We start from the raw sequence: 14,917 nt of genomic DNA on the forward strand, positions 1-14,917 counted from the left end.
TAGGCGCGGCCTGAGGAGAGAAGTGCATGACGCAAGTCACGGTGAAACAACTGGCCGATGAGGTCAAAACACCGGTAGAGCGCCTGTTGCAGCAGATGCGTGAGGCAGGTCTGCCGCACACCGCCGCCGACGAAGGTGTGAGCGATAGTGAGAAGCAGTCTTTGCTGACTCACTTGAAGAGCAGCCACAAGGCGAAAGTGGAAGAACCGCGCAAGATTACATTGCAGCGCAAAACCACCAGCACCCTGCGTGTTGCTGGTAGCAAGAGCATCAGCGTTGAAGTACGCAAGAAGAAAGTCTTCGTACAGCGCAGCCCGGAAGAAATCGAAGCCGAGCGCAAACGCGACCTGGAAGAACGTCGCGCAGTAGAAAATGCTGCTCGTCAGAAGGCTGAAGAAGAAGCCAAGCGTCGCGCCGAAGAAGAAGCGCGTCGCCAGCCTGCTGCTGCGCAACCTGCTAACACTGACGCAGTTGCCGCGCCTAGCGCGCCTGTAGAAGCTGTTCGTGAGGCCGCTCCGGTTGCCGCCGCGCCTGCTCCTGCAGCCGACGCTCGCAAACGCGAAGAGCCTCGTCGTCCGGACAAACCACGTGCCGACGATAACAATCGTCGTGGCAGTGGCGATGGTGAGCGCAAAAACGCTCCACATCGTGCTTCGGTCAAAGAGAAGGCGCCAGCGCCACGCGTTGCTCCACGTACTACCGACGAAGAAAGCGACAGCTTCCGTCGCGGTGGTCGCGGCAAGGCCAAGCTGAAAAAACGCAACGCCCACGGTTTCCAGAGCCCAACCGGCCCTGTCGTGCGTGATGTGCAGATCGGCGAGACCATCACTGTTGGCGACCTCGCCAATCAGATGTCGGTCAAGGCTGCTGAAATCATCAAGTTCATGTTCAAACTGGGTACCCCAGCGACCATCAACCAGGTACTGGATCAGGAAACTGCCCAACTGGTTGCTGAAGAGCTGGGCCACAAAGTGACCCTGGTCAGCGACACCGCCCTGGAAGATTCCCTGGCCGAGTCCCTGAAGTTTGAAGGCGAGACCTTCTCCCGTGCGCCAGTCGTGACCGTAATGGGCCACGTTGACCATGGTAAGACTTCGCTGCTCGACTATATCCGTCGTGCCAAGGTAGCTGCAGGCGAAGCCGGCGGCATCACCCAGCACATCGGTGCATACCACGTTGAAACCGAACGCGGCATGGTCACCTTCCTCGACACCCCTGGTCACGCTGCGTTTACCGCCATGCGTGCCCGTGGTGCCAAGGCTACTGACATCGTGATCCTGGTAGTTGCAGCGGACGACGGCGTAATGCCGCAGACCATTGAAGCTGTCCAGCACGCCAAGGCCGCTGGTGTTCCACTGGTTGTTGCAGTGAACAAAATCGACAAGCCGGGCGCCGATCTCGATCGCATCCGTAGCGAGCTGTCGGTTCACGGCGTGACTTCTGAAGAGTGGGGCGGTGATACGCCATTCGTTTCGGTTTCGGCGAAAGTCGGTACCGGTGTAGACGAACTGCTCGAAGCTGTTCTGCTGCAAGCCGAAGTTCTCGAACTGAAAGCAACTCCATCGGCCCCGGGTCGTGGTGTTGTGGTTGAATCGCGTCTCGACAAAGGTCGTGGCCCGGTTGCAACCGTTCTGGTTCAAGACGGTACCCTGCGCCAAGGCGACATGGTCCTGGTCGGTTCGAACTACGGCCGTGTACGTGCCATGCTCGACGAGAACGGCAAGCCAATCAAGGAAGCCGGTCCTTCCATCCCTGTCGAGATCCTCGGCCTGGACGGTACCCCGGACGCTGGCGACGAGATGAGCGTGCTGTCGGACGAGAAGAAAGCCCGTGAAGTGGCTCTGTTCCGTCAAGGCAAGTTCCGCGAAGTCAAGCTGGCCCGTGCTCACGCCGGCAAGCTGGAAAACATCTTCGAGAACATGGGCCAGGCAGAGAAGAAGACGCTTAACATCGTCCTCAAATCTGACGTTCGTGGTTCCCTCGAAGCGTTGAACGGCGCCTTGAATGGCCTGGGTAACGACGAAGTGCAAGTGCGTGTTGTCGGTGGCGGTGTCGGTGGTATCACCGAATCCGACGCCAACCTGGCACTGGCTTCCAACGCTGTACTGTTCGGCTTCAACGTGCGTGCCGATGCTGGCGCACGGAAGATCGTCGAGCAGGAAGGCCTGGACATGCGTTACTACAACGTCATCTACGACATTATCGAAGACGTCAAGAAAGCCCTCACCGGCATGCTTGGCAGCGACGTCCGGGAGAACATCCTGGGTGTGGCCGAGGTGCGTGACGTGTTCCGCTCGCCGAAATTCGGCGCGATCGCCGGTTGCATGGTTATCGAAGGTGTTGTGCACCGTAACCGTCCAATCCGTGTGCTGCGTGAAGACATCGTTATCTTCGAAGGCGAGCTGGAATCCCTGCGCCGCTTCAAGGATGACGCTTCCGAAGTACGTGCCGGCATGGAATGCGGTATCGGCGTCAAGAGCTACAACGACGTCAAAGCGGGTGACAAGATCGAAGTCTACGAGAAGGTTCAGGTTGCTCGCAGCCTCTAACTCGCGCACTTCAAGGGCCACGCGGCGCCCTGGCATGCAAATGCCTGGCGCCGTGTTCGGACTCTAAACGCAACGCCCGGTCTGGCTTTTGTCAGGCCGGGCGTTTGCCGCTTTCAGACCCCACGGGTTTCACCGTGTGGCAGTAACAGGTAACAAGACATGGCAAAAGAATACAGCCGTACCCAACGTATCGGCGATCAGATGCAGCGTGAGCTGGCACAGCTGATCCGTCGTGAAGTAAAAGACCCACGTGTTGGCCTGGTCACCATCACCGCCGTTGAAGTCAGCCGTGACGTTGGTCACGCCAAGATCTTCATCACCGTGATGGGCCAGGACAGCAGCGAAGAAATCGCGCAAAGCATCAAGGTGCTCAACTCTGCCGCAGGCTTCCTGCGCATGCAGTTGGCCCGTGAGATGAAGCTGCGCAGCGTCCCTCAGTTGCACTTCCACTACGACGAAAGCGTCGTGCGTGGCGCGCACCTGTCGGCACTGATCGAGCGGGCCGTGGCTGAAGACAATCAGCACCCGGTATCCGCCACGCCTGAAGACGCCAAGGAGTAGTCGGTGGCTCAGGTCAAACGTATCCGTCGTAACGTCAGCGGCATCATTCTGCTGGACAAGCCCATTGGCTTTACCTCCAATGCGGCGTTGCAGAAGGTCCGCTGGCTGCTCAATGCCGAGAAGGCAGGGCACACCGGCAGCCTCGACCCTTTGGCCACCGGCGTGTTGCCGTTGTGCTTTGGCGAGGCCACCAAGTTTTCGCAATACCTGCTCGATTCCGACAAGGGTTACGAAACCCTGATGCAACTGGGCAAGACCACCACCACGGCAGACGCCGAAGGTGATGTTTTGCAGGTTCGCGAAGTGACCGTTGGTCGTGCTGATATCGAGGCTGCCTTACCTGCTTTTCGTGGGCAAATCAGTCAGATACCGCCGATGTACTCGGCTCTCAAGCGTGATGGCCAGCCGCTTTACAAGCTGGCACGTGCAGGTGAAGTGGTGGAGCGCGAACCGCGTTCTGTTACTATTGCGCGCTTGGAATTGCTCGCCGCTGAAGGCGACACTGCCCGGTTGGCGGTGGACTGCAGCAAAGGCACCTATATCCGTACCCTTGTGGAAGATATCGGTGAGCAACTAGGCTGTGGCGCATACGTTGCAGAACTGCGACGCACCCAGGCAGGCCCTTTCACCCTGGCCCAGACGGTCACGCTGGAAGAGCTGGAAGCGGTACATGCCGAAGGCGGCAACGAAGCGGTTGATCGCTTCCTGATGCCATCGGACAGCGGTTTGCTGGATTGGCCATTGCTGCACTTCTCGGAGCACAGCGCGTTTTACTGGCTTAACGGCCAGCCAGTACGTGCACCGGATGCCCCGAAGTTCGGCATGGTGCGGGTACAAGATCACAACGGTCGCTTTATCGGTATCGGTGAAGTGAGCGAAGACGGGCGCATCGCGCCGCGTCGACTGATTCGGTCAGAATGACCGAACGAGGGTGGCTGTTAACAGGCACGGTCACTACTCATTTTTAGATACAGGGATTTGTCCCTGGCCTGTTGAAACCGCCCTTTGGGTGGTTTCCTGAAAAAAGGATTGCCTCATGGCTCTCGACGTTCAAGAAAAAGCTCAAATCGTAGCTGACTACCAGCAAGCTGTTGGTGACACTGGTTCGCCAGAAGTGCAAGTTGCACTGCTGACCCACAACATCAACAAGCTGCAAGGTCACTTCAAGGCCAACGGTAAAGATCACCACTCCCGTCGTGGTCTGATCCGCATGGTAAACCAGCGTCGTAAGCTGCTGGACTACCTGAAAGGCAAGGATCTGGGTCGTTATCAGGCTCTGATCGGTCGCCTGGGTCTGCGTCGCTAATAAGCGATTGCGCTAGAGGTTGGTTGGCTGTCGTGTGTCAGTGGGTTTCCCGCTGGCCCATGGCAGGCTTCCAGCCTCAAGTTTTATCTGGATACACGTTTTACCCTGGACAGGCGTTGGGCCGATTCCCGACATTGCCCAAGAATTTCGCAAGAAGACAAGTTCCCCAAGAGCCACAAAGAAGGTAGGACACCGTGAACCCGGTTATCAAAAAATTCCAGTTCGGTCAGTCGACCGTTACCCTCGAGACAGGCCGTATCGCCCGTCAAGCCTCCGGCGCAGTGCTGGTTACCGTTGACGACGACGTCACCGTATTGGTGACCGTTGTAGGCGCCAAGACCGCTGACCCAAGCAAAGGCTTCTTCCCTCTTTCCGTTCACTACCAGGAAAAGACTTACGCTGCCGGTAAGATCCCTGGTGGTTTCTTCAAGCGCGAAGGCCGTCCTTCCGAGAAAGAAACCCTGACTTCCCGACTGATCGACCGTCCGATCCGTCCGCTGTTCCCAGAAGGCTTCATGAACGAAGTGCAGGTTGTCTGCACCGTCGTTTCCACCAGCAAGAAGACCGATCCGGACGTCGCTGCGATGATCGGTACCTCGGCTGCCCTGGCCATCTCCGGTATTCCTTTCGATGGCCCGATCGGCGCTGCCCGTGTTGCGTTCCACGAAAGCACCGGCTACCTGCTGAACCCGACTTACGAACAACAGAAAGCTTCGAGCCTGGACATGGTCGTTGCCGGTACTTCGGAAGCCGTTCTGATGGTTGAATCGGAAGCCAAAGAGCTGACCGAAGACCAGATGCTGGGCGCAGTACTGTTTGCTCACGACGAGTTCCAGGTTGTGATCAACGCGGTTAAAGAACTGGCCGCTGAAGCTGCCAAGCCAACCTGGACCTGGGCTCCTCAGCCAGAAGCCACCGCACTGCTGGGCGCTATCCGCTCCGAGTTCGGCACCGCTATCTCCGACGCCTACACCATCACCATCAAGGCCGACCGTTACGCTCGCCTGGGTGAGTTGAAGGACCAGGTTGTTGCCAAGCTGTCCGGTGAAGAAGGCCAGCCTTCTTCCAGCGAAGTCAAAGCAGCCTTCGGCGAAATCGAATACCGCACCGTTCGCGAAAACATCGTTAACGGCAAGCCACGTATCGACGGCCGCGACACTCGCACCGTACGTCCGCTGAACATCGAAGTCGGCGTTCTGCCAAAAACCCACGGTTCGGCCCTGTTCACCCGTGGTGAAACCCAGGCTCTGGTAGTCGCGACGCTGGGTACTGCCCGTGACGCACAGCTGCTGGACACCCTGGAAGGCGAGAAAAAAGACCCGTTCATGCTGCACTACAACTTCCCTCCGTTCTCGGTAGGTGAGTGTGGCCGCATGGGTGGCGCTGGTCGTCGTGAAATCGGTCACGGCCGTCTGGCCCGTCGTTCGATTGCTGCGATGCTGCCTGCCGCTGACGTGTTCCCGTACACCATTCGTGTTGTGTCGGAAATCACCGAGTCCAACGGTTCCAGCTCCATGGCTTCGGTCTGCGGTGCTTCCCTGGCTCTGATGGACGCTGGCGTACCGATGAAGGCACCTGTTGCCGGTATCGCCATGGGTCTGGTTAAAGAAGGCGAGAAGTTCGCCATCCTGACCGACATCCTGGGTGACGAAGACCACCTCGGCGACATGGACTTCAAAGTAGCCGGTACCGCCAAAGGTGTTACCGCGCTGCAGATGGACATCAAGATCAAGGGCATCACCGAAGAAATCATGGAAATCGCTCTGGGCCAAGCCCTGGAAGCGCGCCTGAACATCCTCGGTCAGATGAACCAGATCATTGGTCAGTCCCGCACCGAACTGTCGGAAAATGCTCCGACCATGATCGCGATGAAAATCGACACCGACAAAATCCGTGATGTTATCGGTAAAGGCGGCGCGACCATTCGTGCGATCTGTGAAGAGACCAAGGCTTCGATCGACATCGAAGACGACGGCTCGATTAAGATCTTCGGCGAAACCAAGGAAGCGGCTGAAGCTGCACGTCAGCGCGTCCTGGGTATTACCGCTGAAGCCGAGATCGGCAAGATCTACGTCGGTAAGGTTGAGCGCATCGTCGACTTCGGCGCATTCGTCAACATCCTGCCTGGCAAGGACGGTCTGGTTCACATCTCCATGCTGAGCGATGCTCGCGTTGAGAAAGTGACCGACATCCTGAAAGAAGGCCAGGAAGTGGAAGTGCTGGTACTGGACGTGGACAACCGCGGCCGTATCAAGCTGTCCATCAAGGACGTAGCAGCAGCCAAGGCTTCGGGCGTTTAATCACCCCGTCGCTGTAAGCTGAAAAAAGGACTCTTCGGAGTCCTTTTTTATGCCTGCGGGAAAGTGTCGCGAAATCAGGCGTTTAGCCAATCTCAAAAGCCGCAACTTGCATGCAGGCACGGTCTTCTTCATGCAAGTTGCACGATTTCGAAAATAGCCTGTTTTCATAACGTATTGTTTTATAAGGGTTTAATCGCGAGTCTGGAGTTGGCACACTGCCTGCAATATCCCTGTTAACGCTGCAGCATCAAGGTTTACGTACTGCAGACTTTTAATAAAACAGGAGTTACTCGTATGAAGAAGTTCGCTCTCGCTACTGCTACCGCTCTGACCCTGGCCATGGGTGCTAACGTAGCCTTTGCTCAGACTTCCCAAGCCCCAATGACGTTGGCGGCCGGTGAAGTCACCAAGGCTAAAGAGTCCACTTCGGATACCTGGATCACCACCAAAGTCAAAGCTGACCTGCTGACCGAGAAAGGTATTCCTGGTTCGGACATTAAGGTCGAAACCAACAAAGGTGTGGTTTCCCTGTCCTCGACAGTCGCTATCTCCGACGCGCAGAAAGCCACTGCTGTAGCAATCACCAAAAAAATCAAAGGCGTAACCGCAGTTTCGGCTGACGGCCTGATGGCTGGCGGCGCTACCAAGGCTGATAACGTCGACAAAACCAAAAGCGCAGCTGCTGGCGCCAAAGAGTCCACCTCGGACACTTGGATTACCACCAAAGTGAAAGCTGACCTGGTAACCGAGAAAGGCATTCCTGGCACCGACATCAAAGTCGAAACCAACAAAGGTGTAGTTTCCCTGTCTTCGACCGTAGCGGTCACTGAAGCGCAGAAAACCACCGCGGTGAACATCACCAAGAAAATCAAAGGCGTTAAAGCTGTATCGGCCGATGGCCTGAAAGCAGAGTAACGTTTAACGAATCGCCTGAGCTAGGCAGAGGCGGCCACGAGCGAGTTAGATATCCGCTCAATGCACCTCACAGGTTCATGCGACCGACCACACGGATGTGGTCATTACAGGCCCCGGCACTTGTGCCGGGGCCTGTTCTATTGTGGGTAGAAAAGTGGGGAGGTTAGCGAGGCTCTTGTGGCGAGGGGGCTTGTCCCCCGTTGGGCCGCGTAGCGGCCCCTTGGTATGACGACGGTGACCTGCCTGAATGACCGCGACGCCCTGATAGGGGCCGCTGCGCGGCCCAACGGGGGACAAGCCCCCTCGCCACAGGTGCTCAGCGGGCGCCGGGTTATTCGGCATCCAGATGCATCGGTGTCACCACCCGACCATCTTTCTCCGTTTCCCCAAGGTTTGCATCGATAAAGTAAACCCGATCATCTTCCAGCTGGCCCTTGTCCACCAGGTAGTCCTTGATCGCGCTGGCGCGGTCCTGGCCCAGTTGGCGCAGCAACACGTCACTGCCACTCCAGAACTTGATCACACCGTCCCGCAGCTTGGCGGTGCGCTCGTCACTGCTCAGGTCTTTCCACTCTGCCGGCGGCTGTTGTTTCAGGCGGGTACGGTAGATGCCTTCCAGCAGCGGCGCCTTTTCCTTTTCCGGGACTTCAAGCAGTGACGCCTGGGCCGGGACCTTATCGCCACGGCGCTGGAGGATCTTGTAGTAGTTGTACTGGTATTCGCGTTCCAGCCGCTGTGCGGCCAACAGCGGACCGTCACTGCTGGCAGCGGCGGTGCCTTCGATCTCCAGGCGCAGGGCCGGGCGCTCCTTAAGGGCCTTGGCCAGGCTGTCCAGTGCCGACTGGGAATCCTTGCTCAGCTCGCTGGAACCTGCGACGAACGACACGTTGCCTAGGTCTTGTGCACCACCACCGCTAACCAACCCGCCAATGAACTTGAAGGGCGCTGTGGCCGCGCGTACCACCAGGTTACGCAGGGTCTGCCAGACAATCGGCATCACGCTGAATTGCGGGTTGTTCAAGTCGCCGGTCACCGGCAGTTCAATGGAGATCTTGCCGTCGGAATCCTTGAGCAGAGCAATCGCCAGGCGTATCGGCAGGTCCACGGCATCAGCACTGTCGACCCTCTCACCCAGTTGCAACTGCTCGACCACCACCTTGTTCTCGGCCTTCAACTGGCCCTTGGTGATGACGTAATGCAGGTCCAGGTTGAGCCGGCCCTTGCGGATACGGAACCCGGCGAACTTGCCCGAGTAGGGCGTCAGGTTGGTCAGTTCGACACGTTTGAAGCTGGTGGCGATATCCAGCGCCGCCATTGGGTCAAACGGATTCACATTGCCCTTGATGGTCACCGGCGCATAACGGTCGACCTTGCCCTTGATGTCGACGCTCGCTGGCTTGGCCTGGCGACTGTCGATGGTGCCGATCTGGCCGTTGAGCTGTTGAATCGCCGTGGCGAAGTTCGGGGTCAGGCTGAAGTCGGCGAAGTTGGCCGAGCCGTCGTTGATCGCAATTTGACCAATATGAATGCCCAGGGGCTTTTCTTTGCCGGCCGCAGGTTTGGCCGCGGACTTGGTGCCGCTGTCGGCCGGCTGTGGAATCAGCAGGTCATCGATGTTGGTGGTGCGGTCATCGTTGATCATGAAGCGCGCATAGGGCTGCAGCAGGTTGACCTTGTCGATCGACAGGCTGTCGCCATGTTGATAATTCACGCCTTCCAGCACCAGGCGCTGCCATTTCAGGAAGTCACGGGTCTTCAAGGTGTCCAGGGTGTGCAACTGATCGACCTGTGCCCGGCCAGTCACCTGGAACGCCAAAGGCTCGGTGCTTTTCAGGTTCACGTCGAGGTTGCTGCCGAGCATGCCGCTACGCAGTTCCAGGCGGATAAACGGGCTGATGTAGGACTGGGCGACGCGCAGGTCGATGTCCTTGGTATCCACTTTCAGCTTGGCGCTGACCGGGTTCAGGTTGACCTGGCCGGTCGCCTGGAGCTTGCCCTGTTTGCCTACGCCGGTATCCAGCTTGAGGGTAAACGGGCTTTGGTTGAGGCTGTCGAAATCCTGCAGGTCAAGGTTCAGCGGCCCCACTTCCAGGGCGACTGCCGGCTTGGCGGAACGGTCCGCCAGATGCACTTGATAGTTGCGCAGTTGCACGTCCTTGAGCAGCACTTGCCATGGTTTGCTCGGCGCTGCCGGTGCGGGCTTTGGCGAGTCGGCGGTGGCGGGTGCGGTGGCAGGCTCGGCGGCGGGTGCCGGCTTGCTCGGTTGGCTGGCAAACAGTTTCTGCCAATCCAGTTGGCCGTCTGCTTCAAGGGCTGCCCAGGTTTCGAGCTTGTTGCTGCGGATCTTGCCGACAATTACCTGCTGCTTGGCCAGGTCGACAGTGGTGTCGCTGACTTCCAGCTTCTCCAGGCGCGCGAGTGGCCGGCCATCCGGGGCTTTGATCGCAAACGGCGCGACACTCAGGGCGACGTTGGTTAGGTTCAGCTCGGTTTCCTTGGCCAGGCTCAGCTTGTAGTCGGTGCTGAAATTGAGGATGCCGTCTTCCAGAACCAGCGGCACCGCATCACGCACATACGGCCACCAGACTTTCATCTTGCCGTCGGTAACCTTGAGTTTGCCCTCGGAGGCAATCGGGATGAGGCTGAAGTTACCGGTCCAATCGATCTGCCCGCCTTCAGGGCCGGCCGCAACCAGCGTCATATCAGCGTTGTCTTCGGGCAGCGTGCTGAGGTTTTTCAGCTCGAAATCCAGCTTGTCGTAGAGAAACTCGATCGGTTCGCTGGGGCGCAAATCCTGGAAGTGCACATAGCCGGCTGCCAGCTTGATGTTATCGATGCGCAGCGGGAACGGCTTGGCGTTGGGGTCGGTGGGCGTCGGCTCGCTGGCTGGCAATTTGAACAGTTGCGCCAGGTTGAGTTGGCCGGACTTGTCGAACAACAACTCGGTCTTGGGCTTGTCGAGCTGTACATCAGCCAGGTGCAGGGCGCGGGTCCAAAGGCTGTCGATCTGCAGGTTGGCATAGAGGCGTTCAAAGCCTACTTGCTCCTTGCCAGGCTCACCGATGTTCAGGCCCCATACGGTCAATTCGAGGCTGAACGGGTTGAGCTCGATACGCTCGATGCGCGCCGGCACGGTGGCGTAATTGGCCAACTGTTGGTTGGCTACGCGAAGGGCGATGCCGGGGAGAATAAGGAAGCCCAGCAAACTGTACAGAGCAAGGGCGGTCAGCAAGGCGCCAGCGGCGCGAATCAATCCTTTGGGCATATGTGACGCCATCTATGTCAATCAAGAGTGCCTTGGAGTATGGCACGGGTTTACGGTTCCGAAGCAACGGTCCTTTATTCCTGCGGCCAGGCTCTTTTGGGACAGATCTTACAGCTGCAGGATCAGCGTCTTCAGCGGGGGCTGCTGGTCTTGCGACGGGAAGTCCGCGCCTGGGGTCATGATCTGCCAGTCACGTACCGGGCGCCCGGCCTTTTCGGCGCAGCGCAGGACCTGGTCGCGCCAGTCGTCCATGCTGACTTTTGCCAGGTTGTTGCAGCAGATCAGCACGCCGTTGTCGGCGGTGGCCAGCAGTGCCGGCTTGAGCAGGCTCTGATAGTCGCGCAGCAGGTCGACGGTGCCGAAGGCGCTCTTGGCCCAGGCCGGAGGGTCGAGCAGTACCAGGTCGTATTGGCGTTGCTCCAGGCGTGGATAACTCGGCAGTTTCTGGCCGCGACGCTGGCTGATGGGCAGGCCGGCCAGTTGGCGGATTGCCGGGAAGTAGTCGGACTGCACGAATTCCATCGTCGGCAATTGCGGATTGAGCTGGCCGTTTTCGCGACCGACCGCGAGATTGCCTTCGGCAAAGTCCAGGTTGCACACCTCACGGGCGCCACCGGCAGCCGCGCTCAGGCCTACGCCACAGGTGTAGGCAAACAGGTTCAGCACGCTTTTACCGGCGCTGTGTGCCTTGACCCAGCCGCGGGTGTTGCGCAGGTCGAGGAACAGCAGCGGGTCTTGCCCTGCATGGCGGCCGCGCACGCGGTAGTTGAGGTCCCATTCGTGGCCGATCAAGTCTTCCAGGGCCGCAGGTTCTGCGCGGTACACCGTGTCTTCACGGTCGATGCGCGAGTTGCCCCGGGAGCGGTCGTTGTAGACCAGCAGCAGTTCCAGCCCCAGGTACTGGTTGATCGCCTGGTGCAGTTGCAGCAGGTCGTCGCTTTCCAGCGACTGGTGAAAGCTTTGCACCAGCAGTTGCGGGCCGTAGCGGTCGATCGTCAGGCCGCCGGCGCCTTCCTGGCTGCCGTGGAACAGGCGATAGCAATCGGTGCCTTGGGCATGCAGCTCAGCGAGCAGGTCTTGGCGATGATCGAGGGCGGCGCGCAGCGCCTGATTCAAGGAAGACATGTTGCGCGCCTTGCAGAGTAATGGGGGCGCGGGAGTTTAACAGTTATGGCTCCAGCAGGCCCATTCGCCTGTGGGCCCGTTGCACCGAACCGTTGCGCATGGCCCAGCGTAGCATTGGCGCGCTGCGCTTGACCCCGGCGCGAATCATCTGGCGTTGCAGCGAGCTTTGCTTCTGCCCGAGCATGTCGCTGGCCCAGTCCGGCAGCAGGTCGATGCCGGCCTGCATCATCAGCGAGCCAAACGGCTTGGCCAAGGTGCTGGGGGACGGCGCGTTCAGCAGCAGACGCAGCACTTCGTGGCTGCGGTCGTCACACAGCAGTTGCGGGCGAATGCGCTCAAGGTAGTAGGAAATTTCCTGACGTGAGCGCGGCACATGGCGCGCACCCAGTTGCTCAGCTACCAGGGCGATTTCGCTGTAGTACCGGTCTTGATCCCTGGGGGATAGTTCCGGGTTGCAATACCGCAGGTGGGCCGCCAGAAAGTTACTGACCTCCGCCACATGCACCCACGTCAGCAATTCCGGATCGCTGGCCGCATACGGTCGACCATCAGGCGCATGCCCCACCACTTGCAGGTGAATGGTGCGCACTTTCTCGATCAGCCATTCGGCGTCGCGGCGCGAACCAAACGTGGTCCCGGAAATAAATTGCGAGGTACGACGTAGCCGTCCCAGCATGTCTTGCCGAAAGTTCGAATGGTCCCACACGCCGGCCAGGGCCAGCGGGTGCAACGCCTGCAACATCAGCGCGCTGATGCCGCCAATCAACATGCTGCTGAAGTCGCCATGGACCTTCCAGCTCACCGAGTTCGGGCCAAAGAGACCTGGATCGCCCTTGGGGTTTTCCAGGTCGAGTTGGCCGAGCGACAAGCCGGTCAGGCTCATCAGCTGGTTTTCGATGCGGCTGCGAATGAATTCCATGGGTTCCTATCGGTTGAGGCGTTTGTCGATCAGGCCATCCACCACGCTCGGGTCGGCCAGGGTGGAGGTATCTCCCAGGCTGTCCAGTTCGTTGCAGGCAATCTTGCGCAAAATCCGCCGCATGATCTTGCCTGAGCGGGTTTTCGGCAAGGCCGGTGCCCATTGAATCAGTTCGGGCTTGGCGAAGCTGCCGATTTCCTTGCTCACCAGGTCCAGCAAGTGCTTTTTCAGCGCATCGTCGGGCTCGACGCCATTCATGGGCGTGACAAAGGCATAGATGCCCTGGCCTTTGACGTCGTGGGGATAACCCACCACGGCGGCTTCGGCGACCTGATCATGCAACACCAGGGCGCTTTCCACCTCGGCGGTACCGATACGATGCCCGGACACGTTGATCACATCATCGATACGCCCGGTGATCCAGTAATCGCCGTCCTCGTCCCGCCGGGCGCCGTCGCCGGTGAAGTAGTAGCCGGGGTAGGGTTTGAAATAGGTGTCGATCATCCGCTGCGGGTCGCCGTACACGCTGCGGATTTGCCCTGGCCAGCTGGACTTGATCGCCAGCACGCCGCTGCCGGCGCCGCTGATTTCCTTGCCTTGCTCATCAAGCAGCACCGGCACTACGCCAAACATCGGCTGGGTAGCGCAGCCGGGTTTGATGCGCTGGGCGCTGACCAGCGGGCTGAGCATGATGCCGCCGGTTTCGGTCTGCCACCAGGTGTCGACAATCGGGCAGCGTTGTTCGCCGACCGCGTTGAAGTACCAGTCCCAGGCCTCCGGGTTGATCGGCTCGCCGACACTGCCCAGCAGGCGCAGGCTGGCGCGAGATGTATTTTCCAGAGGGCCGTGGCCTTCACGCATCAGTGCGCGCAAGGCGGTAGGCGCGGTGTAGAAGATGTTGACCTTGTGTTTGTCGATCACCTGCCAGAAGCGCGAGCTGTCCGGATAACTCGGCACACCCTCGAACATCAGCGATGTGGCGCCATTGGCCAGCGGCCCATAGACGATATAACTGTGGCCAGTGACCCAGCCGACATCAGCGGTGCACCAGAATACTTCGCCGTCGCGGTAGTCGAGCACGTACTTGAACGTCATCGCAGCCTGCAACAGGTAACCGCCGGTGGTATGCAGCACACCTTTGGGTTTGCCGGTGCTGCCGGAGGTATAGAGGATAAACAGCGGGTCTTCCGCGTCCATCGGCTCGGGCGGGCAGTCGTCGCTGGCTGCGTCCAAGGCCTGTTGATACTTGAGGTCGCGGCCTTCGGTCCAATTGACCACCGCGCCGGTGCGCTGCACCACCAGCACTGTGCTGACGTCCGGGCAACTGGCCAGGGCCTTGTCGACATTCTGTTTCAGCGCCACAGGCTTGCCACCGCGCACGCCTTCATCGGCGGTGATCACCGTGCGGCAGTCGGCGTCGAGAATACGGTCGCGCAGGGCGTCCGGCGAGAAACCACCAAACACCACCGAATGCACCGCGCCGATCCGCGTACAGGCGAGCATCGCGTAGGCCGCCTCGGGAATCATCGGCATGTAGATACACACCCGGTCGCCTTTCTTCACGCCACGGCTTTTCAGCACGTTGGCCAGGCGGCTGACGTTTTGGTGCAGTTGGCGGTAGGTGATTTTGGAAGAGGTTGCAGGATCATCGCCTTCCCAGATGAAGGCCGGCTGGTCGGCACGTTGCGCCAGGTGGCGGTCGATGCAGTTGTAACTGACGTTCAGTTGGCCGCCGGCAAACCATTGGGCGGCGCCGGTCTTGATGTCGGATTTCTGAACGGTTTGCCAAGGCGTGGACCAGTCGAGAAAGCGCTTGGCTTGCTCGGCCCAAAAGGTATCGGGTTGTTCGACGGATTGGCGGTAGAGGCGCTGGTAGTCCTCTTGACTGAGTTGCGCAGCCCGGCGGACGGCATCGGCGGTGGGGAACGTGCTGATATCGAACATGAGGGATCCTTATTCTTGTTTTTGCGACAAGCA

10 protein-coding genes are annotated in these 14,917 nt (G+C 59.2%); 6 read left to right on the forward strand and 4 right to left on the reverse strand.

Features of this window, described 5'->3' with window-relative positions:
* Positions 1 to 26: 26 nt before the first annotated feature.
* The 6 genes from infB to HBJ59_RS27385 all read left to right on the forward strand — a co-directional run bounded on the left by infB (position 27) and on the right by HBJ59_RS27385 (position 7,631).
* Positions 27 to 2,549: a translation initiation factor IF-2 gene (infB, locus tag HBJ59_RS27360; protein ID WP_076013750.1), complete on the forward strand. Its 2,523-nt coding sequence runs from the start codon at positions 27 to 29 to the stop codon at positions 2,547 to 2,549.
* A gap of 159 nt (positions 2,550 to 2,708) precedes the next feature.
* Positions 2,709 to 3,110 (forward strand): 30S ribosome-binding factor RbfA, encoded by a 402-nt coding sequence (gene rbfA / locus HBJ59_RS27365; protein ID WP_017478568.1) that lies wholly within the window; start codon positions 2,709 to 2,711, stop codon positions 3,108 to 3,110.
* Positions 3,111 to 3,113: 3 nt separating this feature from the next.
* Positions 3,114 to 4,031: a tRNA pseudouridine(55) synthase TruB gene (gene truB, locus HBJ59_RS27370; RefSeq protein WP_003212182.1), complete on the forward strand. Its 918-nt coding sequence runs from the start codon at positions 3,114 to 3,116 to the stop codon at positions 4,029 to 4,031.
* Positions 4,032 to 4,146: 115 nt separating this feature from the next.
* Entirely contained in the window at positions 4,147 to 4,416 is a 270-nt protein-coding gene (rpsO, locus tag HBJ59_RS27375) for a 30S ribosomal protein S15 (RefSeq protein ID WP_003176135.1), read from the forward strand.
* A gap of 194 nt (positions 4,417 to 4,610) precedes the next feature.
* Positions 4,611 to 6,716: a polyribonucleotide nucleotidyltransferase gene (pnp, locus tag HBJ59_RS27380; RefSeq protein WP_076013749.1), complete on the forward strand. Its 2,106-nt coding sequence runs from the start codon at positions 4,611 to 4,613 to the stop codon at positions 6,714 to 6,716.
* A gap of 294 nt (positions 6,717 to 7,010) precedes the next feature.
* Positions 7,011 to 7,631: a BON domain-containing protein gene (locus HBJ59_RS27385; RefSeq protein ID WP_003212178.1), complete on the forward strand. Its 621-nt coding sequence runs from the start codon at positions 7,011 to 7,013 to the stop codon at positions 7,629 to 7,631.
* A 331-nt stretch (positions 7,632 to 7,962) separates the two neighbouring features.
* Here the strand turns inward: HBJ59_RS27385 and HBJ59_RS27390 are convergent, their stop codons facing one another.
* From HBJ59_RS27390 to acs, 4 genes are all read right to left on the reverse strand, one after another.
* The gene (locus HBJ59_RS27390; RefSeq protein WP_167665366.1) at positions 7,963 to 10,896 is read right to left on the reverse strand and encodes a DUF748 domain-containing protein; all 2,934 of its coding nucleotides are present in this window, start codon (positions 10,894 to 10,896) and stop codon (positions 7,963 to 7,965) included.
* Between the two features lie 108 nt (positions 10,897 to 11,004).
* Complete coding sequence (locus tag HBJ59_RS27395) at positions 11,005 to 12,021, reverse strand: class I SAM-dependent rRNA methyltransferase (RefSeq protein WP_076013747.1); 1,017 nt, start codon at positions 12,019 to 12,021, stop codon at positions 11,005 to 11,007.
* Positions 12,022 to 12,064: 43 nt separating this feature from the next.
* The gene (locus tag HBJ59_RS27400; protein WP_167665367.1) at positions 12,065 to 12,940 is read right to left on the reverse strand and encodes an oxygenase MpaB family protein; all 876 of its coding nucleotides are present in this window, start codon (positions 12,938 to 12,940) and stop codon (positions 12,065 to 12,067) included.
* Positions 12,941 to 12,946: 6 nt separating this feature from the next.
* Positions 12,947 to 14,884 (reverse strand): acetate--CoA ligase, encoded by a 1,938-nt coding sequence (acs, locus tag HBJ59_RS27405; protein ID WP_167665368.1) that lies wholly within the window; start codon positions 14,882 to 14,884, stop codon positions 12,947 to 12,949.
* Between the last annotated feature and the right edge of the window lie 33 nt (positions 14,885 to 14,917).

The sequence above is a fragment of the Pseudomonas sp. AN3A02 genome, assembly GCF_011765255.1.
Taxonomy (GTDB): domain Bacteria; phylum Pseudomonadota; class Gammaproteobacteria; order Pseudomonadales; family Pseudomonadaceae; genus Aquipseudomonas.

Excerpts from the sequence above, each read along its gene's own strand:
- rbfA (WP_017478568.1), top strand. The coding sequence starts at position 2,709 with ATGGCAAAAGAATACAGCCGTACCCAACGTATCGGCGATCAGATGCAG.
- HBJ59_RS27395 (WP_076013747.1), bottom strand. The coding sequence starts at position 12,021 with ATGTCTTCCTTGAATCAGGCGCTGCGCGCCGCCCTCGATCATCGCCAA.
- HBJ59_RS27400 (WP_167665367.1), bottom strand. The coding sequence starts at position 12,940 with ATGGAATTCATTCGCAGCCGCATCGAAAACCAGCTGATGAGCCTGACC.
- HBJ59_RS27390 (WP_167665366.1), bottom strand. The coding sequence starts at position 10,896 with ATGCCCAAAGGATTGATTCGCGCCGCTGGCGCCTTGCTGACCGCCCTT.
- HBJ59_RS27385 (WP_003212178.1), top strand. The coding sequence starts at position 7,011 with ATGAAGAAGTTCGCTCTCGCTACTGCTACCGCTCTGACCCTGGCCATG.
- acs (WP_167665368.1), bottom strand. The coding sequence starts at position 14,884 with ATGTTCGATATCAGCACGTTCCCCACCGCCGATGCCGTCCGCCGGGCT.
- rpsO (WP_003176135.1), top strand. The coding sequence starts at position 4,147 with ATGGCTCTCGACGTTCAAGAAAAAGCTCAAATCGTAGCTGACTACCAG.
- infB (WP_076013750.1), top strand. The coding sequence starts at position 27 with ATGACGCAAGTCACGGTGAAACAACTGGCCGATGAGGTCAAAACACCG.